Origin of the sequence: Arthrobacter sp. JSM 101049 (genome assembly GCF_041679245.1) — a bacterium.
Lineage (GTDB): Bacteria > Actinomycetota > Actinomycetes > Actinomycetales > Micrococcaceae > Arthrobacter_H.
In genome coordinates this window covers 96,700-116,867 of the sequence record NZ_JBGFFC010000005.1, presented here as the reverse complement: position 1 = coordinate 116,867, position 20,168 = coordinate 96,700, and the positions used below count along the sequence as shown (strand labels likewise).

Sequence of the window (20,168 nt, the reverse complement as noted above, 5' to 3'; positions counted from 1 at the left end):
CTTGGAGGAATCATGGACGACGGCGAATGGAGCATCGAGGGCCCCCGGACGATCGACATCGACGGGGTACTCGAACTCGACGCGGAATGCACGGCCGGGCGGCTCGATGTCCTGGCCCATGCCGAGGAGTTCACCCGGATCGACGTCACCGAGGTGACCGGCAGCCCGATCCGCGTGGCCCTCGAGAACGGCGTGCTGGTCCTGCGCCACCGGACGACGGCACGCGGCTTCCTGCAGCGCCTCCTGGAGACCGGGACGTTCACCGCGGGAAAGCTGAAGGACCGCTGTGTCGCCACCATCCTGGTTCCCGCCGGTACCCGGGTCCGGGCCAGCAACGTGGTGGGCGACTGCCTCGTCGCGGGCGTCGCGGCCGACGTGCAGGCCGGGACCGTCGCCGGCTCGATCCTGGTCGACGGGACGACCGGGCGGCTGGGGATCGACACCGTCAGCGGCGAGGCCATCGTGCGCAACCACACCGGCGCGTTCGCCTCGGAATCGGTCAATGGCGACGTCACCGCCAGCGGCGCCATCGACGATGCCACCGCCTCCTCCGTCACCGGCGAATTGGCCCTTGACCTGCTCGGCACGCCCCAGACGGTGCGTGCCGACACGGTCTCCGGCAGCGTGCGCATCCGCATCCCCGATGGCGTCGGCGTCGACCTGGAGGCGCAGACGGTCACCGGAAGCGTCCACCTCAACGACCAGAGCTTCCACGGCGTGGCCAAGAAGCTGCGGGCCGGCGACGGACCGGCGGCACCGCGGGTCGCCATCCGCTCCGAAGGCGTGTCCGGACGGGTCGCGGTCTTCAACGCGCCCTCCGACGCGCCGGCCGGGGCCGCTCCGGAGGAAGCGGCCCGCTGATGCCCCCCGTCTTCGCCCACGGCGCCATGCGCCTGTACCTGCTCCACCTGCTCGAGGACGGCCCCAAGCACGGCTACGAGATCATCAAGGCCCTCACCGACCGGTTCGGGGGGACCTACTCCCCCAGTGCCGGCAGCGTCTACCCCCGCTTGGCCAAGCTCGAGGAGGAGGGGCTGGTCTCCACACGGCGGGAGGGCCGGCGGAACCTCTACGATCTCACCGCCGAGGGCCGGGATGAACTCGGTGAACGCCACCTCGAGCTGCAGGGCATCGACGCCGACATCGCGGAGTCCGTGACACGGCTGGCCGATACGCTGAGCTCCGAGATCCGCGACAACATGCGCTCGCTGCGCGCCGACCTGGCCGCGACGGCCGAACGCCATCGGACCAGCGGGACCGGCTCTGCCTCCCGTCCGACCAGCCCGGGACCGCCATCACCGCCGCCCGGTCGGGATCCGGGAAGTCCTTCCCCGGAGTTTGGCAGGGCCCGCCCCGCCGGTTCCCGCAGGACCGGGCGTCCCTCCGGCAGCCGGCGATCACTCCACGAACTCGAACACCAGCTCGACGACTTCCGGATGCAGCTGCGTGCCGACCTGCGGGCCGCAGCAGGACGGGATGGTGTCGACGAAGCCACCCATGCAACGGTCCGGCTTCTGCTGGAGCAGGCGAAGTCCTCCATCCGCGATGTGCTGCGCTGACGTTCGCCGTGGTCGCCGCGCGGCAAGTAGGAGCATGCTTCGGTGGTGTGACAAGATGGAGGGCAGTCCAATTCCCGAACAGAGCAGGAGGCAGCCATGAGCAAGCGTGCACGCAAGCGTCGCGATCGCAAGAAGGGCGGCGCTAACCACAGCAAGCGCCCCAACACCTAAACCAGGTGCAATAGCGAAGAGCCCACATCCTTGCGGATGTGGGCTCCTTTGTGTCCGCTGCGGACCGGCTTCTCAGCCGTGCCCGACCTCCACGCGGATCTCGCTGATCCGGGTCATGATCCTCGTCTTCAGGGTCTCCGGAGCAACCTCCTGGCAGCTGCGCTTGACCACGGAGCGAATGATGCATTCGAGGTCGTATTCCTTCGTGCAGTCCTCGCAATGCTCGAGGTGCTCGCGGACGTCCTTGAGGTCGTCCACCGACAATGCCCCGTCGAGGTACTCGTAGAGCCGGGCGATGCGGTCATCGCTGCAGTCGCCCATCGATTGGCAGTCACCCATCATTTCCTCCCTTGCCCGGCCGCCGCCGGACGGCCCGTGCTCTTCTGCTTCTGGCCGAGTCCGCGGGTGGTGGCGTAGTCGGCGAGCAGCTCCCTGAGTTGCTTGCGCCCGCGGTGCAGCCGTGACATCACGGTCCCGATCGGGATGCCGAGGATCTCGGCGACTTCCTTGTACGAGTAGCCCTCCACGTCGGTGAAGTAGACGGCCAGCCGGAATTCCTCCGGAATGGACTGCAGCGCCTCCTTCACGTCGGAATCGGGCAGGTGGTCCAGTGCCTCCGCCTCGGCCGAGCGCAGGCCCGTGGGCGTGTGTTCGGCCGCCTGCGCCATCTGCCAGTCTTCGACAGTGTCCGTGCTCGAACGCAACGGCTCCCGCTGGCGCTTCCGGTAGAGGTTGATGTAGGTGTTCGTCAGGATCCTGTAGAGCCAGGCCTTCAAGTTCGTGCCGGGCTTGTACTGGTGGAACGCCGAGTAGGCCTTCGTGTACGCCTCCTGCACCAGGTCCTCGGCGTCGGAGGGGTTGCGGGCCATGCGCATCGCCGCTGAATAGAGCTGGTCGACGTACTGCAGGGCATCACGCTCGAACCGCTCGCGCTGCTCGGCTTCGGATTCGGGAACCTCGGGGGCCGGTTCGGTCCCGTGCTGTGGAGTGCTCATCACGGCCCAGTCTAGACCGGGGCCCACACCGCTGTCCGTCGGTTGGGACACGCGCCTGGCACATGTCAGGGTCGGCATCGTTGGCGGTTCCTCCTAGACGTCTCGGCGGTGCTGGTGGCGGCTCCTGTTCGGCACCGGCTGCTTTCACTACACAACAGCTGCACCACCCGTGCTATTCCCACCCCGGCGCACCAACGACCCCGATCAGGCGGAAAAAGTGCGAGACTAGGACGAGCACGTGAAAGAACTGCCCACTCCTTGGAGGAATCGATGTCCCTGGTTCGCCTGATTGCCCGCCCCCTGCTGGCCTCCAGCTTCGTGCTGACCGGCCTGGACCGCGTCCGCAAGCCCGAGGAAAGTGGTGAGCGGTTGCGTCCGAACCTGCGTCGTGCCGCCTCCGTGTTCCCCCAGCTCGAACCCGTGGCCGCCAAACCCGCCCTGGTGGTCCGGTGCATCGGTGCCGCGCAGGTCGTCTCCGGTCTCATGCTCGCGCTCGGGAAGTTCCCCCGCCTTTCGGCCCTCGTGCTCGTCGGCTCCTCGGCGGCCACCGGCTTCAACGACAACGCGGGCGATTCCCGTCTGCTGACGTCGAACCGGATCAAGAACATCTCCTTGGCCGGCGGCGTCCTTTTGGCCTCGGTGGATACCGCCGGCGCCCCTTCCCTGGCTTGGCGGGCACGGCATCTGGGCCATGACGCCCGAAAGCAGCTGGCCAAGACCAACAAGGAAGTTTCCAAGACAGTGCGCGAGGGTGCCAAGGATGCCCGCAAGACAGCCGAGGGCGTGATCGGGCACTAGTACCAACAGCATGAGCAGCAACGTCTCCGCCGCCCCTGATTCCCTGTCCCCCTGGCCGGCCCCCCGGGCCCGCGGCCGGCTCGACGCGACCGTATCCGTCCCGGCATCGAAGTCCCTCACCAACCGCTACCTGGTGCTGGCCGCAGTTGCCGACGGCCCCTGCTGGCTGCGCAAACCGTTGCATTCGCGCGACACCGATCTGATGGTGGAGGCACTTCGGGCACTGGGAGCGGGCGTCGAGGAGCACCCCTCCCAAGATGGGCTGGGCCACGACCTCCTGGTTACCCCGCTGGACCGGACGCAACCGCGGGGCGCCCTGGCCGTCGATTGCGGTCTGGCGGGAACGGTGATGCGTTTCGTGCCGCCATTGGCCGCACTGCTGCCCGCCACCATCCGCTTCGACGGGGACCCCGCGGCACGGGTTCGTCCCATGGGCCCGGTCATCACCGCCCTGAAGGATCTCGGCGTGCGCGTCACCGAAGAGGACCGGGGCACCCTGCCCTTCTCGATCGAGGGGACCGGCCAAGTTCGCGGGGGGCATCTGGTGATCGATGCGAGTGGCTCCTCACAATTCGTCTCCGCCTTGCTGCTGGTGGGTACCTTCTTCGCCGATGGCCTGCACCTCGAACACATGGGCAACGCAGTCCCCAGCCTGGACCACATCCGCATGACCGTGGAGACCTTGCGTGAAGTCGGTGTGGTGGTCGACGACACGACGCCCGGTCATTGGCATGTCTCCGCCGGCAGAGTGCGGGCCTTTGACGTCGTCATCGAACGCGATCTCTCCAACGCCGGCCCGTTCCTCGCCGCCGCCGTTGCCGCCGGTGGAACCGTGCGCATCCCGGAGTGGCCGGCCGAAACCACCCAGGTCGGTGCCCGCTGGCCCGACATCCTCACGCGGATGGGCGCGAGCACCTCTCACGAAGGCAATGTCCTCACCGTCCGTGGTGACGGCAAGGTCCAGCCGATCGACCTGGCCGACGCCTCCGAGCTGGCACCGACGGTCGCAGCGTTGGGCGCCCTGGCCCAGGGGGAGACCCGATTGAGCGGCATCGCGCACCTGCGGGGCCATGAAACGAACCGCCTGGCCGCGTTGGTCAGCGAGATCAACGCCCTGGGTGGGGAGGCCGAGGAAACCCCCGACGGCCTGGTGATCCGTCGTCCCGTCAACCAAGGCGGCCTGTTCCACAGCTACGAGGACCACAGGATGGCCACGGCCGGCGCAATCATCGGGCTGGTCATCGACGGGATCCGGATCGAGGACGTCGGGACCACCTCCAAGACCATGCCGGATTTCCCCGAGCTTTGGCAGGAGCTTGCCGCAACAGGCGGCGCCTGACCATGGCACGGGACGTCAGCAGCTGGGACGAATCGGATGTCAGGATCCGGCCGAACAAGAAGGGTTCCCGCCCCCGGACCAAGGACCGCCCGGCCCACGAGAACGCCGTGATCGGCCGCGTCGTCACCGTCGACCGGGGCCGGTATAGGGCAATTCTCGACGAAGACACCCCCGACGAGCGCCTCGTGATCGCCGCCCGCGCGCGTGAACTGCGCCGCTCCCCCGTGGTTCCAGGCGATTTCGTGGCTCTCGTTGGCGACACCAGCGGATCACCGGACACCCTGGCCCGCCTCGTGAGGATCGAGGAGCGGCGCACGGTGCTGCGCCGCAGCGCAGACGACACCGACCCTGTCGAACGCGTCGTGGTGGCCAACGCCGACCAACTTGTGGTCGTCGTCGCGGCGGCCAACCCTGAGCCCCGCACGGGTTTCATCGACCGGGCCCTTGTGGCGGCCTACGACGCCGGCATCGAGCCGATCCTCTGCGTGACCAAGACCGATCTCCGCGACCCCGCTGCCCTGCTGGAGAACTACCGCCATCTCGAGATGCACATCGTGACGAGCAAGAGCATGGGCGAGGGATCCTTTGGCATCGACGCGCGCTCCGCTGACGGGGCCTCGGCCCGCCTGGACGAACATGCCGTCGTCGATTTGCGCCACCAGCTGGCCGGCAAGGTGTCCGTGGTGCTCGGGCACTCGGGCGTCGGGAAGTCGACCCTGGTCAATGCCCTGACCGGCGCCCAACGAGCCACCGGAGGCGTCAACGCCGTCACCGGGCGCGGACGCCACACCTCGTCGTCGGCCCTGGCCCTACGGGTGGCCGATGCCCCCGCTGGCACCTGGATCATCGACACGCCCGGCATCCGGTCCTTCGGGCTCGCGCTGGTCGACCCGGAGAACATTCTGGAGTCCTTCCCCGACCTGGTCGAGGGTTCGGCGGCGTGTCCCCGCGGATGCCGCCATACGGCCGACTCCCCCGGCTGCGCGCTGGACGCGTGGGTCCGCCGGCCGGAGGCCGATGCATCGGGAGTCGCCAGGCTCGCCTCCCTCCGTCGGCTGTTCGGCGCCGAGGAGCAGGCAGAGGGCAAGGAACTGGGGTCCGTCTAGGACCACGGTTCGCGGGCGGTCCTGCGGTAGGTTTGAAGGCATGACCCGCGACGTAATGAGCTACAACGACGACCTGCGGCTGGCGCACGCCATCGCCGATTCCGTCGATTCCCTGACCATGTCCCGCTTCAAGGCGCAGGACCTGCAGGTAGAGGCCAAACCCGACCTGACCCCGGTGACTGATGCAGACCGCTCCGCCGAGGAGGCCATCCGCAGCCAGCTCGCCCGCTCGCGGCCCCGCGATGCGGTACTCGGCGAGGAATTCGGTAGCACCGGCCACAGCTCACGCCGCTGGGTCATCGACCCCATCGACGGCACCAAGAACTTCGTGCGCGGCGTGCCGGTCTGGGCGACCCTCATCTCCCTGATGGACGAAGGGCGCTCGGTCGTCGGATTGGTTTCCGCCCCGGCCTTGGGACGTCGTTGGTGGGCCGCCCAGGGAACCGGTTCGTACACGGGCAAATCGCTCGCCTCGGCAACGCGCTTGCAGGTCTCGGGGATCAGCGACCTGGCCGACGCGTCGCTATCGTACTCAAGCCTGGGCGGCTGGCGTGAACGCGGCCAGCTGGACAACATGCTTGATTTGCACGAGATGGTCTGGCGCACACGCGCCTACGGCGACTTCTGGTCGTACTGTCTCCTGGCCGAAGGAGCGGTGGACATCGCCTGCGAACCGGAGCTTAATCTCTACGACATGGCGGCCCTGGTACCCATCGTCACCGAAGCCGGTGGCCGCTTTACCTCGCTCGACGGCGAAGACGGGTGCCTCGGCGGCAATGCCCTGGCCACGAATTCGTTGCTGCACGAGGACGCGTTGTCCATGCTCAACGGCACTGCGGGAACGACCCCTGCGGATTTCAGCTTGGATCTCGACGAAGGTGATGAGGATTCCCCGTCCGAAAGTGTCGGCGATTCCGAAGGCTACCGAGGCCAGCGCATCACCAATGCCCGACGCCATGGCAATCATGCCTCGCCCTGGGAGAACGCCTAACACGTCAGCGTGCGGCCCGGCGGCCTCCCGGACGCGAACGGGGCTTGCGCTGCTGCGTTGCTTCGGTGCCCAGCACGTCGCGCATGCGCCACGTTGATAGCGCGCTGGCCAGGGTGAGAACCGCCATGATTCCGGCGAACCAGAAGTGTCCCGACATCGCGAGCGCGAGCACGCCGACCGCAAACAATGCATGGGTGACCAGGGGCAGGACCGGCCAGCCAAAACGCCATGGCGCCTGGGGAGACAGGAAGAGGCCCCATAGCAGGACAAGCGGTACCAGCACGACGAGCAGGGCCCAAGCGGTAGCAAGGGGCAACACCTTGATTGCCCACAGTCCCGCGGCACACAACATCGCAACTTCCAGCACGAATGCGAGGATGCCCGAGGACCGCGCCGGGAGGGTGGCCGGCTCCTCGGCCGGAACTTCACGGGCATTCTGCCGCTCGTCTTGCATGCTCCTGCCTATTCCCTTCCTTGCGCTTCCCGTGCAGAGAAGCCCAGCCGTCGCCGTGGGGTCCTGGGATCATCGCCCAACACCCCGTCCATCATTCCATGCATTGCCCCGGCAATCAGCGCGGCACGACAACGGCCCCGGAATCACGTGGATTCCGAGGCCGTGCGGTGGTGGAGATGGGGGGAATTGAACCCCCGTCCGATGTGGTGTTGCCAGGACTTCTCCGGGCGCAGTCTGCTATGGGTTTTCTCTGCTCCAGCAGCCGTCTCACAAACATGCGGCTGGACCCTTGCGGGCTACCCTGAGCACAGTCACCGAGAATATGTCCAACACCCCAGTGACCAAGATGTTGAACAGTGGCTATCTAAATGACGCCAGTATCAGGGCCGATAGCAATCCCTGGCTGACGGACTGTCTGGCTGCTTAGGCAGCGAGAGCGAAGTCAGTGCGCTTAGAGTTGGCACTTGTATTTTGCAAAGAGCGTTTACGAGATAACTTTGCGTCCTCGGCCCGCTTCTCCTGTCGCGACTCACATCGTCGAAACCGATCATCCCCGTATGCAATTTCCAAGGCGGGAAACCGCCGACCCCGCGGCGCTTGCCGCGAGACAACCAGTGTAACCCACCCGTGGAGAATTCTATTCCCCAGCTTCCACGGCACCGTTTCCCGGGCCCTGTTCGGCAAGCCGCTGGCATGCCACGGAAAACGGGCCATAGTGTTGCCGGGGCGAAGCAATGGGCCCCTCGCCACGGCCGTCGACCCCGCTCAAGGGCTGGAAGTGCCGGCTCTCGGCCCGTGTTCAGGATGCCCGACGATTGCGTTCCCGCATGGCGCGCAGGGCCTCGCGGTTGTCCTGCTTTTCCCGAAGTGTCTGCCGTTTGTCGAATTCCTTCTTGCCCTTCGCCACGCTGATCTCCAGCTTGGCTCGACCGTCCCGGAAGTAGAGCTGCAGCGGCACGATCGTAAAACCGGGATCCTGGATCTTCCGGGTGATCTTGGCGAGTTCCTCACGGTGCAGCAACAGCTTGCGCCGCCGGCGTGCGGCATGGTTCGTCCACGAACCGTTGAGGTATTCCGGGATGTAGATGGCTTCAATGAACAACTCGCCGTTATAGAACTGGCCGAAGCCGTCAACCAGCGACGCCTTCCCCTCTCGCAGCGATTTCACCTCGGTACCGCTGAGCACCATTCCCGCCTCGAACGTATCGAGGATGTGGAAGTCGTGGTGGGCCTTCCGATTGGTTGCGACAACCTTACGTTCAGTGTCCTTGGCCACGGCAACCTCCTCTACAGGTACATGGGTACGGGCGGATGGACTAGGTCAATCATCTTACGCCATAGTGGCGCACCACTGGTGGCCGTTGCCCCTAGTCGCATCCGCGAACGAGGCGAAGCCGGAGGCCGGGTTCCCGCTGTTGCCCGGCACGGCGCTAGTCGGTTTAGAGAAGACCGGCTGGGTTGACGACGCGGCCGTCCAAAATCGTTTCGAAGTGGAGGTGGCACCCCGTTGAGTTGCCCGTGGTACCGACGTAGCCGATGACCTGGCCCTTGGAGACGTGTTGGCCGGCATGCACCACATAGCTGCTCAAGTGGTGGTATCCCGTCACCAACGCGTGGCCATTCACGACACCGTGGCTGATCTGCACCTTGTTGCCCGATGTGGCCGACATCGTCGCGTACCAGACTTCACCGCTTGCTGCTGCGTGGACGGGGGATCCACAGCGCCCGCCGAACCCCCAATCGAGCCCCGCGTGGACGTAGCCGCCCATTCCCCCGTAGTCGATGGTTCCCGCTGGGGTCGGACGCCAGCCAAAGGTCGAGGTGATGTATCCGCCATTCACCGGCTTCGAGAGCCCCCAGCTGCTCGTTCTGGACGGCGCGCTCTTGTTGCTCTTGCTCCGTGCTGATGCGGCCGCACGATCCGCAGCATCCGCCGCGGCGCGTTTCTCCGCCGCATCGGCTGCATTGGCCCGGGCGGCCTTTTCGGCGGCGGCACGCTTGGCCCGCGCCTGCGCTTCGGCCTTCGCCGCGCGTTCTGCCGCGGCCTTCCGGGCCGCTTCTTCCTTGCGCTTGCGCTCGGCGGCTTCGCGGATCAGGCGCGCCTGGCGCTCCTTGATCTCGGCTACGACTTTGTCGTGTTCTGCCTGCTGCTTCTGGATCTGCGCCTTGATCTGCGGGCGCTTGGCGTTGAGTTCCTTGCTCGCCGCTTCCGCCCCGTCGATGAGCTCATCCACGTGTCGCTTGGATGCTTCTGCTTCGTCGCGGGCAGCCTGTTCCCGGGCCAAAGCAGCCTCGGCCTGCTTTTTGAGGTCGCTGATCTCCTCTTCAACTGCGGCAAGCCGGGCCTGCGCATTGGCGTTGGTCGCATGTTGCTGGTTCAGATCGCTGAGGACGGCGTTCTGGCTGCGCAGGGCCTGGTCGGCCATACCCATGCTGTCGGCGAGGTTCCCCTCCGAACTGGCGTTCAGCAGCAGGCTGAGGTTGCTGGAGACGCCGCCTCGCTTGTAGGCCTGCGTGGCGATCTGCCCAATGATCTTGCGGGTGTCGGCCATCTCCTCAGCATCCTGGACCATCTGGTTGCTGAGCCGGTCCTTGGAGGATTGGGCAGCGTCGACACGCGCCGACAGCTCGTTGACCTGGTCAGTCGCCGTTTGGACGCCTGCACGTGCGGTGGCAAGGCGTTCCTGTGCGGCAGGCAGACGGTCCTGGTAGTCCTTGAGCTTGTCGGCGACTTTTTGGATGTCCTTGTTGAGGAACTCGAGGTCGGATTCCAGCGAATCCAGCTGCTTCTCGACCCTTTCCTTTTTGTCGTCCAGGTTGTCCGCCTGTGCCATCGGCGCGATCAGGGAAAGGGAGAGCAGGCTTACGAGGGCACCACTGATCACCGTACGGGACATGGTCTGTCGTTTACGGTCAGGCACAGGGGTCCGTCCTTTCACTGGATACAACAGTTCGCCGCTGTAATGGGCGCAGGAAACAAGCGCGGCGCAAGCTAAACCTTCAGGTAGCGCCTTAAGGTCAGGACCGACGATACACCAGCGAGCACGACACCCAGCGCAAGCAGGCCCGGTGCAACCAGCAAAACTTCACCGGAGGCGATGAACGCCGTGTCGGGGTACTCCACCGCAAGCTTGCCCTGGATCAGGTAATTGACCACGGCCCACAGCGTTCCGGAGGCCAACACCGCGCCGATGAGCGCGGCAATGACACCCTCCAGGACGAAGGGTAGCTGGATCAACAATTTCGATGCCCCCACCAGCCTCATGATGCCCGTTTCGCGACGACGGCTGAACGCCGAGAGTCGAATGGTGGTCGCCACCAGCAATACCGCGCAGAAGATCATCACCACGGCAATGCCGACCGCGACAAGGGATGCGATGTTCATGATGGAGAAGATCTTCTCCAGCAATTCCCGCTGGTCGATGACCGTGTCCACCCCCTTCATCGAGGAGAACAACTCGTTGATGACGTCGTACTTCTCCGGATCGACCAGCTTGACCCGAAACGACTCCGGCAGCTGGTCCGCGGTCACCGTGTCGACGATCGGCGAGTTCTTGAACTGTTCCCTGAAGTGCTGGAGGGCCTGGTCCTGCGACTCGTACTCATAGCTCTCCACGTAGGGCTTTACCGCAGCCGAATCCAGCATCCCCTTGATCGCCGAACGCTGCGAATCAGTAACGGCGCCATCGGCGCACGTCTGCGATCCGTAGTCTTCGCCGCACAGGAAGATGGCGACCTCGACTTTGTCGTACCAGAAACCCTTCATCTGCGTGATCTGCATCTGTGTCAGTGCCGCGGCGCCGACGAAGGTCAGGGATATGAAGGTCACCAGGACAACCGAGACGACCATCGAGAGGTTGCGACGTAGTCCAGACCCGATTTCCCCGAGGATGAATGCCAGCCTCATGCTTCATCCTCCTCGGTGTCGAAGGGCGCGATGGCCTGGTCCTGCGGATCGGCCGTCCGTAGTTCTCGCGAGCCGTCGCGATTGATGATGGGGATCATGGCGGTGTATTCGCCGGCTTGTTCATCACGGATCAGCCGGCCTTCCGAAAGCTCGATCACCCGTCGGCGCATGGAATTGACGATGTCGTCGTCGTGCGTGGCCATGACCACGGTCGTCCCATTTTGGTTGATCTTGTCCAAGATGTTCATGATGCCCACGCTGGTGGCCGGGTCGAGGTTGCCGGTCGGCTCGTCGGCAAGCAGAATGCCCGGCTGGTTGACGATGGCCCGGGCAATGGCCACCCGTTGCTGTTCGCCACCGGACAGTTCGTTGGGCATGCGCTTCTCCTTGCCCTGGAGTCCGACGGTTTTCAGGACCTCGGGAACTGTGCTGCGAATGGAGGCCCGGCTCTTGCCGATGACCTGCATGGCGAAAGCGACGTTGGAGAAAACGTCCTTGTTGGGCAGGAGGCGGAAGTCCTGGAAGACGACGCCGATGCCGCGCCGCATACGCGGGACACGCCAGTTGGGAATCCGGGCGACATTGCGGCCGGCGACGTGGACCGACCCACGGGACGCCTGGTCCTCGCGCAGAACGAGCCTGATGAAGGTCGATTTGCCGGACCCGGAGGCGCCGACGAGGAAAGCGAAGTCACCTCGGTTGATCTCGACATCTATGTCGTCCAGTGCCGGACGGGATTTCTGGTCGTAGACCTTGGTGACGTGCTCAAATCTGATCATGGCAGTTCTGCCCACACGGACTACCGGTCAGTGTCCGAAATATGCGGGGCTTGGCTGGGGGAACGTACAGCACCGGCTCTGAGCACTCTAGCGTCAGGCGTTGTCCCACCGGCGCAGGCGGCGGCGCGTGTCGGCAGCGACCGTAGCCGGTGGCGATGGCCTCCCCGCGGCCTCACGGCTGGACACCCACGTCGGCAGGACGAACCAACCCATCCCAGCCGGGACGCAGCAGCGCCGCCTAAGCCTCGGAGAGGTCCCCGCCGAGGGTCAGTTCGGGTTCGGTGGCGGCGCGGATTTCCTCGATGCCCACACCCGGGGCGGTCTCCATGAGCACGAGTCCCTCATCGGTGACGTCGATGACGGCCAAGTCCGTGATGATCCGGTTGACCACTCCCTTTCCGGTCAGCGGCAGGGAACACTCGTTGACGATTTTCGGTGTCCCGTCCTTGGCGGTGTGCTCCATCAGGATGATGACCTCCCGGGCACCGTGGACCAGGTCCATGGCCCCACCGGGGCCCTTGACCATCTTGCCGGGAATCATCCAGTTCGCCAGGTCCCCGGTAGCGGAGACCTGCATGGCGCCCAGGATCGCGGCGTCGATCTTCCCTCCGCGGATCATCCCGAAGCTGGTCGCCGAATCGAAGAAGCTCGCCCCCGGGTTCACCGTCACGGTTTCCTTGCCGGCATTGATCAGGTCCGGGTCCAGGTCCTCCTCGGCCGGGTAGGGCCCGACCCCCAGGATCCCGTTCTCGGACTGCAACACCAGCGTCCGGCCCTCAGGGATGTAGTTCGGGACCAGGGTCGGCATCCCGATCCCCAGGTTCACATACGCCCCGTCCACCAGTTCCTGTGCGGCACGGGCCGCCATCTGCTCGCGTGTCATCGCCATGTCCTCAGCCCTCCTTCGTCGTCGCGTCGGCACCGGCTGCACGCACGGTCCGCTTCTCGATCGGCTTCTCGATCCCGGTGCCGACTTCAAGGATCCGGTGCACGTAGATACCCGGCAGGTGGACCGCATCCGGGTCGATCTGCCCGGGCTCCACCAGCTCCTCGACCTGGGCGATGCAGACCTTTCCGGCCATGGCAGCCGGTGGCGCGAATTGCCGGGTCGCCTTGTTGAACACCAGGTTCCCGTGCTTGTCCCCCTTGGCCGCGTGCACCAGCGCGAAGTCGGTCACGATCGACTCCTCCAGCACGAACTCGTCGGGCTCGCCGGCGGGGGCAAAAGTGCGTACTTCCTTGGCCTTCGAGCCCTGGATGATGTTGCCCTCGGCATCGTACTTCTGCGGCAGTCCGCCCTCGGCAACCTGCGTGCCCACGCCGGTGCGCGTGTAGAACGCGGCGATGCCGGCACCACCGGCGCGCAGCTTCTCGGCCAACGTCCCCTGCGGGGTCAATTCCAGCTCGAGCTCGCCATGGAGGTAGCGGCGCGCGAATTCCTTGTTCTCCCCCACGTAGGAGGACGTCATCTTCCGGATCCGGCCTGCGGCCAGCAGCACGCCAAGACCCCACCCGTCGACGCCGCAATTGTTCGAGACCACCGACAGGTCGGTGGCTCCCTGTTCCAGCAGGGCCTCTATCAGCACCATCGGATTGCCCGAAAGCCCGAAGCCGCCTACGGCAATCGAGGAACCGTCCCCGATATCGGCCACGGCCTCCGCAGCCGATCCGACACTCTTGTCCATCGTCAATTCCATGACCTCCCATACCTGACCCGACGATTGCTGTACGTGCGGCACACCTCCAGGGTTGTGACCGGCGTTACTTTCCAACATATCGTGAACTTGCGACGCCGCCGCCATCGGCCCTGCCGCGGCGCACATCGGCAGCCGCTCCAACCACCCGTCCATCGCCCCGGGAGGCCCCGGTGACAGCGTCCGATGCGGCCAGCCACACGGACGAGCGGGGCAACTACCTCCGGTTCGACGAGAGGCTTGACCGCTGATTCGGCACGCTACATCTTCGTGGGCACTTCCTGCTCCCCGAATCCGTGCTTCCACCATGAGCGGTGTATCAGCGGCTAGTCGTCCGGAATGAGCTCACGGACCGTATCGATCGGGCGGGTACCTGCATACTCCACCAGGATGTCGACATCCAGCCTCAGGTCATCGACGGTTCCCCTGTCTGAGAGATCGACCCGCCAGGTGGAACCGCCGACCCCGGACGCGGGACTTCCCCAGGCCAGTCCGTGGATGTGGGCAGCGGAGACATTCGCTGCCTACCAGGCGAAGACGCGCGCACATGCTCTGCCGATGCCGCGGGCGCCTACGGTGACGATCGCGCGTTCCTGCTAATTCGTCTACCCATCCCCCGTTCATGCCGCGCCGAGGCTGCGGATGCTTTGGGTCGTGGGCCAAATGGCGACGCGCCCTCCCAACGAATCATTGCTTGACCTGATCGCCTACGGACGGGATGCGACGAGATTCGGCCGGTTTGGTGGCGGCTTGCTCCTGTACCTACTGAGCCGCCTCTTGCCGGGCGTTGGCCCGCCAACGAATACCAGCATCAATGAAGTCATCGATCTCGCCGTCGAACACGGCGCCGGTGTTCCCAACCTCGTGTTCGGTACGCAGGTCCTTGACCATCTGGTAGGGGTTGAGAACGTAGGAACGCATTTGGTCTCCCCAAGAGGCCTTGACGTCACCGGCCAGAGCCTTCTTGGCTGCGTTCTCCTCCTCCTGGCGCACCAATAGCAGCCTCGACTGCATCACACGGAGCGCTGCGGCCCGGTTCTGGATTTGGGATTTTTCGTTCTGCATCGAGACCACGATGCCAGTGGGTACATGGGTCATGCGCACCGCCGAGTCCGTGGTGTTGACCGACTGCCCCCCGGGCCCCGAGGAACGGAAGACATCGACTTTAAGCTCATTGTCCGGAATCTCGACAGAGTCCGTCTGTTCGATGAGTGGAATGACCTCGACGGCGGCGAAAGACGTTTGCCGTCGCCCCTGGTTGTCGAAGGGGCTAATCCGCACCAGACGGTGGGTTCCGGCTTCAACTGAAAGGGTACCGAAGGCATAGGGGGCGTTGACCTCGAAGGTTGCGGATTTCAACCCCGCTTCTTCCGCATACGAGGTGTCCATCACTGTCGTCGGGTAGCCATGTCGCTCGGCCCAGCGCAAGTACATGCGCATGAGCATGTCTGCGAAGTCTGCGGCGTCCACACCACCGGCCCCCGCACGGATGGTGACGACGGCGGCTCGTTCATCGTATTCACCGGCCAGCAGCGTCACTACTTCAAGTTGGCTCAGTGCCTTTCGAAGCGACGTCAGTTCCTTTTCGGCCTCGGCAAGCGAATCCGCGTCGTCCTCCTCGCCCGCCAGCTCGACCAGGACTTCGAGATCGTCAATTCGCGATTCAAGACGTTCAATGCGTTCGAGCTCGGATTGGCGGTGGGAGAGCTTGGACGTGATCTTCTGGGCCGATGCCGGGTCGTCCCACAAGTCGGGGACCCCGGCCTTCTCGGATAGCTCCGCGATGTCTTCCCTGATCCGTTCGACATCGGTAACGGCTTCGATGGAGGCGAATGTATTACGCAGGTCGCGGATCTCCGCGGAAAAGTCAGATGTGGCCATGATCTTCCAAGACTACGTCATCTGGTGAGACCGGTACGGGCACTTGACTCAACACTGATCGGGATTCCTGCTGGGACAAACCAGCCCACGATCGGCGGACGGACGACTGCCCGCAGTCCGATCACGGCGGTCATTCCATCGCCGCTGGCTCCAGCCCGGGTAATCGAAAAACCCTCGAACCGGCTTGCGGCTCCCACGTCGCTGACATACTTCGAAGCGGCGGCCGCAACGCCGGAATCGCTCAGCCGGATCCTGAGCGTGTCGCTCCCGCTCTCGTTCTCGATTTCGAAGCTGTCCGCTGCCGCTGTGGCGGCGCTGTCGGCGACGCTGAGCAGTTTCCGTGCCTCGGTATTGACCAATGTGGCCGCCAGCGTCGCGCTGACGGCTAGGAGGACGATGACCACATAGCCAATGATCAGGATCATTGACTGCCCCGCTTCGTCGATTGTCTCCGCCGCCACCCAGTTCCGCGATAAGCGCCGCTGCTCTTCCGGTGGGGAAGGTGCGCCAAGCCGCCGATCGATGTTTGCGCACATGTCAGCCGAACCGATCGACGCGGACGGTCGCCGACGACGATGCCCTACCGAAATCGAGGTCAACGCCGGAGGGCAGGAACGGCAGGGGAACACTGATCGACACCTCCACGGATACGATCGATCCCGGTTCAAGGCACGCCGGTGAGCAGCGATATTCCATGCTTGCTGCGTTCGCGTCCATATCAAGGTTCGCCACGGCGACATCCACTGCATTGCGTGCCCGGGCTGCTCCTTCGGCCTCGTCCTCGGCCGATGCGAACGTCCGGGCGGCATGGTCCGCGGCCCCCACGGCCGCGAACGACGCGGCTTGCAGTTGGGAGGCACTGATGATCAGGTAGGTGACCGGGACCAGCAGTAGAACGCCGAGGAAGATGAATTCAACGATGGAGGACCCTTCTTCCCGGTCCAGCAGCATCGAATACGTGCGCCGGATCCGGGTGGGGAATGCCTCAGTCCCCATAGCTGGCCGCTTCCCCGCTGACATTCAAGTGCCCTGCCACGGCGAAGTAGCCCAGCAGGGGAAAGGGCGTGCTGACGGTCACGCGCACCCCGGGCTGGCCCCCGATGGTGATTCGCTGGTAATCGACGTCCGCGTCAAGGCCCGGGCCCAGGGCCGCGCCGATTAGATCGCTGGTGCGTGCCGCTCCCTCGGCCGGCGAACGGTCCGCCAACGTGCCAAACCGCGCTCCCGCCGCTGCTGCGTCCACCAGGGTGTTGCGTACGTGGAGAACCAGTGCCAGCTGGAGCACGGAAATGAACAGCATGGTTAGCAGGGCGGATACCATGACGAACTCCGCCACCGCGGAACCATGCTCGGCCCCCGCGCGGTCTCGGATACTTCCGGAAACCTCCGTGGGGCGCTTCCGTTTGCATGCCTGTTGCCGGCCGGCTGTGACCATCTTCAGTCGAGTCCGGAAACCCTGTTGATCGCTTGGTTGAACAGGTCGCTCAGCCGGGGGCCGGCGATGGCAAGCAACGCGGCGACCAAGACCGCGGACATCAATATGAACGGTGCCTGATCTCACCGAGGCCAGATCCGCATGATTCCGGGGTTTCTACTCCCCCCGGCGAGCGCCGACAGGCGGAGGTGGCCACGCGGTGCGCGGTTCCCACGGAGCAGCCGGCACGGTCGGCGATCTCCTGGAACGAGAAGCCCCGGAGGCGCAGCTCCACGATCAACGCGTCCCGGGCCGCCCGGCGCGCAGCGCGCCCTGGAACCACCTCGTCTTCCCTGCCCGACTCCACCTGATGATTGTAGGCACGACGAAAGCGCCCCACCCCTCCATGGTGGAGGGGTGGGGCGCATGATCCGTGCAGCTACTCGCGTAGGTGCCGGGGCGGGGTGTCGTCCGCGATCGTCGTCCCGGGGATGGGATCGTGCACGGTCGCGTCCTGGTCGACGTCGCCGGAGATGGTGTTCTCGTTCCAGTACGTGGGGGCCTTGGCGGAGCCGAGCAGGATCCGGGTCAGCCAGTCCGGCAGGCGCGGTTCGAGCCACCGCCAGAGCGTGTACCAGGCGCCCGCTAGGATCGCGGCGATGACCGGGACCGCCAGGTCACCGTAGGCCAGCAGGTCGGCGCGCAGGGGTTCCAGGACCGGCACGATGGACAGGACCCAGCCGACGATGATGCCCCACACGTAGGGGACCACCGTCCGCAAGATTGATGTGAGCATGGCCGTTCCCTTACCTTCCGTTGTTGTCGTTGAGCCAGAGCTGCAGGCCACGGATGGTCCAGCCCTTCGGGTCGCCGTCGATGTCACGCGGGTAGAAGCCGCGGTCGGCGAGCATCCGCTGGACCTCGACCCAGAACCAGTACCCGTCCGCGCCGTCGACCTTCAGACGCACGCCCTTCCGGACGCCGCGGGCCGCGAACGGGGTCACCTTGTAGTAGTCCATGGCGCGGAGCTGCTCTTGGAAGTCCTCGACCGTCAGGTCCTCGAAGTCGCCATCCCAGCGCCCGTTGTTCCAGCGCTTGAGGGCGTGGAGGAGGATCTGCAGGGCGCCGACCGTGAACTCGCCAAAGTCCTTGTCGACCAACAGGTCCTCGTAGTCTGTTGGGAACGTCGTGGACCCGTTCGGCCGGGTGCTGTTCGTCTGCACCCTCACGTGTTTGGCCCCCGAAGGCTTCGGTTTGGGCTTCAAGGAACCGGACGGCTTCACCGAACCCGCCTGCCCGGTCAGACGGGCGAACTCGGACAGGAACAGCTCCCAGTCGAACTCCGCCCCCGGATCGTGCCGGCGGGCCGGGTCCGACTCCCCGTGTCCCAGGAAGCCGGGGACGCCTCTGTGCGCCTGGGCCCGGGTGATCCGCTTCGCCGGGACCGTGATGCCGTGCTCGTCCATCAGCCACTTCGCGAACGAAGCGAACCCGGCCGCGCAGTTCCTGACGATCTTGTCCCGGCGGTCCTTGGGGATCGTGTCCCACTTGTCCGCCTGGACGGCCATGGACCCGCCGTAGGAGAAGTTGTTGGTCGCCGTGTCGTGCCAGACCTCGTAGTTGGCCGGCGCCATGAAGATCAGGGAGTCCGAGTCGCAGAGGAAATGGTACGAGCCGTAGGTGGCGCGCCGGGCGATGAATCGGGCGACGTCCTCGGCTCCGTCGTCGCGGCCGGTCAAGTCGATGGTGTTCTCTGCGGTGTGGACCACGCAGGTCCCGGTCGGCTTGCCCCCGTTGCGGCGAGTGCGGCCGTACTGGAAGGGCTTCCCGGTGTCGTGCTCGAGCAGGTAGAAATCGCTCATGGTATTTGCCTCCTGGCATGGGAAAGGCCCCGCCATGTGACGGGGCCCGGGGTTGGGGTTCTGCTATCCGGCGCGGCGGCGGCGCCAGCCGTGGATCTGCTTGCGGAGCGCCGTCTGGATGTTGAACACGATGGCCGCCAACACGACCAGGATCAGGACCGGCTCAACCCACGGCGGGGACTGCCCGAGGATAACCTCGAGCACGAAATGCCAGGCAACGAGAATCAGCGAGCTGAAGATGCTGAAGTAGGCGCGGCCCGCACTGGACCGCCACCACGGGATGACAGCCGTGTAGATCCCGAGCCCGAACGTCCCGGTCACTGCGACGGCGAGGGTGAGGATTGCTGTTGCAGCTGCTGCGACGCTCATGTGTCTCCGAATATCTTGCAGTTGAAGTGGTTCTCTTCCCGGATCTCATCCAGGACGTGCCCGAGCCGCAGGAGCCTGCCGTGGCGGGCATGGATACCGTCGCGCATGGCCCGGACGTCCGCGAGGGCCTCGCGTGCTTCGGTGCGGGCGGTGTCTTGTGCTGGGTCTGGCCGGGGGGCTGTCTTTCGGGTTCGCCACACTGGCTAATCACCGGCCTTCTGGTCGCTGATGGTGCTCATGGTGTGTTCCACGACCGACCCCACATGCTCGATGGTCTGCGTGGACTTGGAGAGGGTGACGAGCATGTCCCGCTGCTCCCGGATCGTGACGGCCTGCTCGTGGATCGTCGCCGTTTTGTCGGCGATCTGGTCCGTGAGTGCCTTCACGTGCATCCGGGTGGCGAGCCTGCCCGTGAGGATCATCAGGATCGCGATGCCCCCGATCGCAGCACCTGACAGGTTCCCCAGGAGCGTGTCCCACGGGATGTTCGTGTTCGGGATGGTGTCTGGTCCGAGGACTTCAAGCCCGGGAATCGGAACCCACTCGATCATGGTTTGCCCCCCTTGGGCTCGAGACTGTGCACCCCGCTTGCGTTGTCGCGGGGGTTTACTATGGTGATGCCGTGAGCACGATAAAGGTAGCGAAGGCAGCACAAGACAGGCTGGTCGCCGCCAACCAGAAATTCATCCACGTGGCCGCCGAACGAGACGCCGCACTGAAAGCAGCACGGCAAGCCGGGGTGAGTGCGCAAGAGCTCGCAGCCCGCCTCGGCCTGTCCCGCCAGCAAGTCCACAAGATCATCAGAGTTGCATGACCGTGATCGCCGCAGGTTCCGTGGTCACAAAAGAC

General features: G+C 65.2%; 24 protein-coding genes, 1 other RNA gene and 1 pseudogene. 8 read left to right on the top strand and 18 right to left on the bottom strand.

The window, feature by feature from the left end:
• The first annotated feature begins 12 nt into the window (after positions 1–12).
• The 3 genes from AB8M85_RS14000 (at position 13) to AB8M85_RS13990 (ending at position 1,730) form a co-directional block, all read left to right on the top strand.
• Entirely contained in the window at positions 13–861 is an 849-nt protein-coding gene (locus AB8M85_RS14000; RefSeq protein WP_372699450.1) for a DUF4097 domain-containing protein, read from the top strand.
• Complete coding sequence (locus tag AB8M85_RS13995; RefSeq protein ID WP_372699449.1) at positions 861–1,559, top strand: PadR family transcriptional regulator; 699 nt, start codon at positions 861–863, stop codon at positions 1,557–1,559. Before AB8M85_RS14000 ends, AB8M85_RS13995 begins: the two co-directional genes overlap by 1 nt.
• 96 nt (positions 1,560–1,655) lie before the next feature.
• On the top strand, positions 1,656–1,730 hold the full coding sequence (locus AB8M85_RS13990) for a 50S ribosomal protein bL37 (protein ID WP_372699539.1): 75 nt from the start codon (positions 1,656–1,658) through the stop codon (positions 1,728–1,730).
• Between the two features lie 72 nt (positions 1,731–1,802).
• Here the strand turns inward: AB8M85_RS13990 and rsrA are convergent, their stop codons facing one another.
• On the bottom strand, positions 1,803–2,069 hold the full coding sequence (gene rsrA, locus AB8M85_RS13985) for a mycothiol system anti-sigma-R factor (protein WP_372699538.1): 267 nt from the start codon (positions 2,067–2,069) through the stop codon (positions 1,803–1,805).
• Positions 2,069–2,725: a sigma-70 family RNA polymerase sigma factor gene (locus tag AB8M85_RS13980; protein WP_372699448.1), complete on the bottom strand. Its 657-nt coding sequence runs from the start codon at positions 2,723–2,725 to the stop codon at positions 2,069–2,071. Before AB8M85_RS13980 ends, rsrA begins: the two co-directional genes overlap by 1 nt.
• 270 nt (positions 2,726–2,995) lie before the next feature.
• Here AB8M85_RS13980 and AB8M85_RS13975 point away from each other — a divergent pair, with 270 nt between their 5' ends.
• The 4 genes and pseudogenes from AB8M85_RS13975 to hisN all read left to right on the top strand — a co-directional run.
• Positions 2,996–3,523, top strand: a complete 528-nt coding sequence (locus AB8M85_RS13975; protein WP_372699447.1) for a DoxX family protein — start codon at positions 2,996–2,998, stop codon at positions 3,521–3,523.
• 10 nt (positions 3,524–3,533) lie between these two features.
• A complete protein-coding gene (gene aroA, locus AB8M85_RS13970) occupies positions 3,534–4,862 on the top strand; it encodes a 3-phosphoshikimate 1-carboxyvinyltransferase (protein WP_372699446.1) in 1,329 nt (442 codons plus the stop codon).
• Between the two features lie 2 nt (positions 4,863–4,864).
• Positions 4,865–5,968, top strand: a complete 1,104-nt coding sequence (rsgA, locus tag AB8M85_RS13965) for a ribosome small subunit-dependent GTPase A (RefSeq protein ID WP_372699445.1) — start codon at positions 4,865–4,867, stop codon at positions 5,966–5,968.
• 40 nt (positions 5,969–6,008) lie between these two features.
• Positions 6,009–6,797, top strand: a pseudogene (gene hisN, locus AB8M85_RS13960) (histidinol-phosphatase); the annotation flags it as partial.
• 166 nt (positions 6,798–6,963) lie between these two features.
• Here hisN and AB8M85_RS13955 read toward each other — a convergent pair.
• The 16 genes from AB8M85_RS13955 to AB8M85_RS13880 form a co-directional block, all read right to left on the bottom strand.
• On the bottom strand, positions 6,964–7,413 hold the full coding sequence (locus tag AB8M85_RS13955; protein ID WP_372699444.1) for a YrdB family protein: 450 nt from the start codon (positions 7,411–7,413) through the stop codon (positions 6,964–6,966).
• A 168-nt stretch (positions 7,414–7,581) separates the two neighbouring features.
• Positions 7,582–7,968: a transfer-messenger RNA gene (gene ssrA, locus AB8M85_RS13950) on the bottom strand.
• Between the two features lie 244 nt (positions 7,969–8,212).
• Positions 8,213–8,689, bottom strand: coding sequence for an SsrA-binding protein SmpB (gene smpB, locus AB8M85_RS13945; protein ID WP_372699443.1), 477 nt, complete (start codon positions 8,687–8,689; stop codon positions 8,213–8,215).
• A gap of 163 nt (positions 8,690–8,852) precedes the next feature.
• Positions 8,853–10,334: a peptidoglycan DD-metalloendopeptidase family protein gene (locus AB8M85_RS13940; RefSeq protein ID WP_372699442.1), complete on the bottom strand. Its 1,482-nt coding sequence runs from the start codon at positions 10,332–10,334 to the stop codon at positions 8,853–8,855.
• Positions 10,335–10,405: 71 nt separating this feature from the next.
• Positions 10,406–11,320, bottom strand: coding sequence for a permease-like cell division protein FtsX (gene ftsX, locus AB8M85_RS13935; protein ID WP_372699441.1), 915 nt, complete (start codon positions 11,318–11,320; stop codon positions 10,406–10,408).
• A complete protein-coding gene (gene ftsE, locus AB8M85_RS13930; RefSeq protein ID WP_372699440.1) occupies positions 11,317–12,099 on the bottom strand; it encodes a cell division ATP-binding protein FtsE in 783 nt (260 codons plus the stop codon). The genes ftsX and ftsE overlap by 4 nt, the downstream gene beginning before the upstream one ends.
• Before the next feature lie 238 nt (positions 12,100–12,337).
• Positions 12,338–12,988 carry a CoA transferase subunit B gene (locus AB8M85_RS13925; protein WP_372699439.1) on the bottom strand — a complete coding sequence of 217 codons (651 nt, stop codon included), beginning with the start codon at positions 12,986–12,988 and terminating at the stop codon, positions 12,338–12,340.
• A gap of 4 nt (positions 12,989–12,992) precedes the next feature.
• Positions 12,993–13,784, bottom strand: a complete 792-nt coding sequence (locus AB8M85_RS13920) for a CoA transferase subunit A (protein WP_372699438.1) — start codon at positions 13,782–13,784, stop codon at positions 12,993–12,995.
• Positions 13,785–14,555: 771 nt separating this feature from the next.
• Positions 14,556–15,674, bottom strand: a complete 1,119-nt coding sequence (gene prfB / locus AB8M85_RS13915) for a peptide chain release factor 2 (protein WP_372699437.1) — start codon at positions 15,672–15,674, stop codon at positions 14,556–14,558.
• A gap of 17 nt (positions 15,675–15,691) precedes the next feature.
• Positions 15,692–16,210: a hypothetical protein gene (locus AB8M85_RS13910; protein ID WP_372699436.1), complete on the bottom strand. Its 519-nt coding sequence runs from the start codon at positions 16,208–16,210 to the stop codon at positions 15,692–15,694.
• 1 nt (position 16,211) lies between these two features.
• Complete coding sequence (locus tag AB8M85_RS13905) at positions 16,212–16,670, bottom strand: hypothetical protein (RefSeq protein ID WP_372699435.1); 459 nt, start codon at positions 16,668–16,670, stop codon at positions 16,212–16,214.
• A complete protein-coding gene (locus AB8M85_RS13900; RefSeq protein WP_372699434.1) occupies positions 16,660–16,974 on the bottom strand; it encodes a pilus assembly protein in 315 nt (104 codons plus the stop codon). Before AB8M85_RS13900 ends, AB8M85_RS13905 begins: the two co-directional genes overlap by 11 nt.
• A 553-nt stretch (positions 16,975–17,527) precedes the next feature.
• Entirely contained in the window at positions 17,528–17,884 is a 357-nt protein-coding gene (locus AB8M85_RS13895; RefSeq protein WP_372699433.1) for a hypothetical protein, read from the bottom strand.
• A 10-nt stretch (positions 17,885–17,894) separates the two neighbouring features.
• Positions 17,895–18,950 carry an N-acetylmuramoyl-L-alanine amidase gene (locus tag AB8M85_RS13890; RefSeq protein WP_372699432.1) on the bottom strand — a complete coding sequence of 352 codons (1,056 nt, stop codon included), beginning with the start codon at positions 18,948–18,950 and terminating at the stop codon, positions 17,895–17,897.
• Positions 18,951–19,013: 63 nt separating this feature from the next.
• Positions 19,014–19,319 (bottom strand): hypothetical protein, encoded by a 306-nt coding sequence (locus tag AB8M85_RS13885; protein ID WP_372699431.1) that lies wholly within the window; start codon positions 19,317–19,319, stop codon positions 19,014–19,016.
• A 203-nt stretch (positions 19,320–19,522) separates the two neighbouring features.
• Positions 19,523–19,870 carry a hypothetical protein gene (locus AB8M85_RS13880; RefSeq protein ID WP_372699430.1) on the bottom strand — a complete coding sequence of 116 codons (348 nt, stop codon included), beginning with the start codon at positions 19,868–19,870 and terminating at the stop codon, positions 19,523–19,525.
• Positions 19,871–19,941: 71 nt separating this feature from the next.
• Here AB8M85_RS13880 and AB8M85_RS13875 point away from each other — a divergent pair, with 71 nt between their 5' ends.
• A complete protein-coding gene (locus AB8M85_RS13875) occupies positions 19,942–20,133 on the top strand; it encodes a helix-turn-helix domain-containing protein (protein ID WP_372699429.1) in 192 nt (63 codons plus the stop codon).
• The last annotated feature ends 35 nt before the right edge of the window (positions 20,134–20,168 follow it).

Excerpts from the sequence above, each read along its gene's own strand:
- AB8M85_RS14000 (WP_372699450.1), top strand. The coding sequence starts at position 13 with ATGGACGACGGCGAATGGAGCATCGAGGGCCCCCGGACGATCGACATC.
- AB8M85_RS13995 (WP_372699449.1), top strand. The coding sequence starts at position 861 with ATGCCCCCCGTCTTCGCCCACGGCGCCATGCGCCTGTACCTGCTCCAC.
- rsrA (WP_372699538.1), bottom strand. The coding sequence starts at position 2,069 with ATGGGTGACTGCCAATCGATGGGCGACTGCAGCGATGACCGCATCGCC.
- AB8M85_RS13980 (WP_372699448.1), bottom strand. The coding sequence starts at position 2,725 with ATGAGCACTCCACAGCACGGGACCGAACCGGCCCCCGAGGTTCCCGAA.
- AB8M85_RS13975 (WP_372699447.1), top strand. The coding sequence starts at position 2,996 with ATGTCCCTGGTTCGCCTGATTGCCCGCCCCCTGCTGGCCTCCAGCTTC.
- aroA (WP_372699446.1), top strand. The coding sequence starts at position 3,534 with ATGAGCAGCAACGTCTCCGCCGCCCCTGATTCCCTGTCCCCCTGGCCG.
- rsgA (WP_372699445.1), top strand. The coding sequence starts at position 4,865 with ATGGCACGGGACGTCAGCAGCTGGGACGAATCGGATGTCAGGATCCGG.
- AB8M85_RS13955 (WP_372699444.1), bottom strand. The coding sequence starts at position 7,413 with ATGCAAGACGAGCGGCAGAATGCCCGTGAAGTTCCGGCCGAGGAGCCG.
- ftsX (WP_372699441.1), bottom strand. The coding sequence starts at position 11,320 with ATGAGGCTGGCATTCATCCTCGGGGAAATCGGGTCTGGACTACGTCGC.
- ftsE (WP_372699440.1), bottom strand. The coding sequence starts at position 12,099 with ATGATCAGATTTGAGCACGTCACCAAGGTCTACGACCAGAAATCCCGT.
- AB8M85_RS13925 (WP_372699439.1), bottom strand. The coding sequence starts at position 12,988 with ATGGCGATGACACGCGAGCAGATGGCGGCCCGTGCCGCACAGGAACTG.
- AB8M85_RS13920 (WP_372699438.1), bottom strand. The coding sequence starts at position 13,784 with ATGGACAAGAGTGTCGGATCGGCTGCGGAGGCCGTGGCCGATATCGGG.
- prfB (WP_372699437.1), bottom strand. The coding sequence starts at position 15,674 with ATGGCCACATCTGACTTTTCCGCGGAGATCCGCGACCTGCGTAATACA.
- AB8M85_RS13910 (WP_372699436.1), bottom strand. The coding sequence starts at position 16,210 with ATGTGCGCAAACATCGATCGGCGGCTTGGCGCACCTTCCCCACCGGAA.
- AB8M85_RS13905 (WP_372699435.1), bottom strand. The coding sequence starts at position 16,670 with ATGGGGACTGAGGCATTCCCCACCCGGATCCGGCGCACGTATTCGATG.
- AB8M85_RS13900 (WP_372699434.1), bottom strand. The coding sequence starts at position 16,974 with ATGCTGTTCATTTCCGTGCTCCAGCTGGCACTGGTTCTCCACGTACGC.
- AB8M85_RS13895 (WP_372699433.1), bottom strand. The coding sequence starts at position 17,884 with ATGCTCACATCAATCTTGCGGACGGTGGTCCCCTACGTGTGGGGCATC.
- AB8M85_RS13890 (WP_372699432.1), bottom strand. The coding sequence starts at position 18,950 with ATGAGCGATTTCTACCTGCTCGAGCACGACACCGGGAAGCCCTTCCAG.
- AB8M85_RS13885 (WP_372699431.1), bottom strand. The coding sequence starts at position 19,319 with ATGAGCGTCGCAGCAGCTGCAACAGCAATCCTCACCCTCGCCGTCGCA.
- AB8M85_RS13880 (WP_372699430.1), bottom strand. The coding sequence starts at position 19,870 with ATGATCGAGTGGGTTCCGATTCCCGGGCTTGAAGTCCTCGGACCAGAC.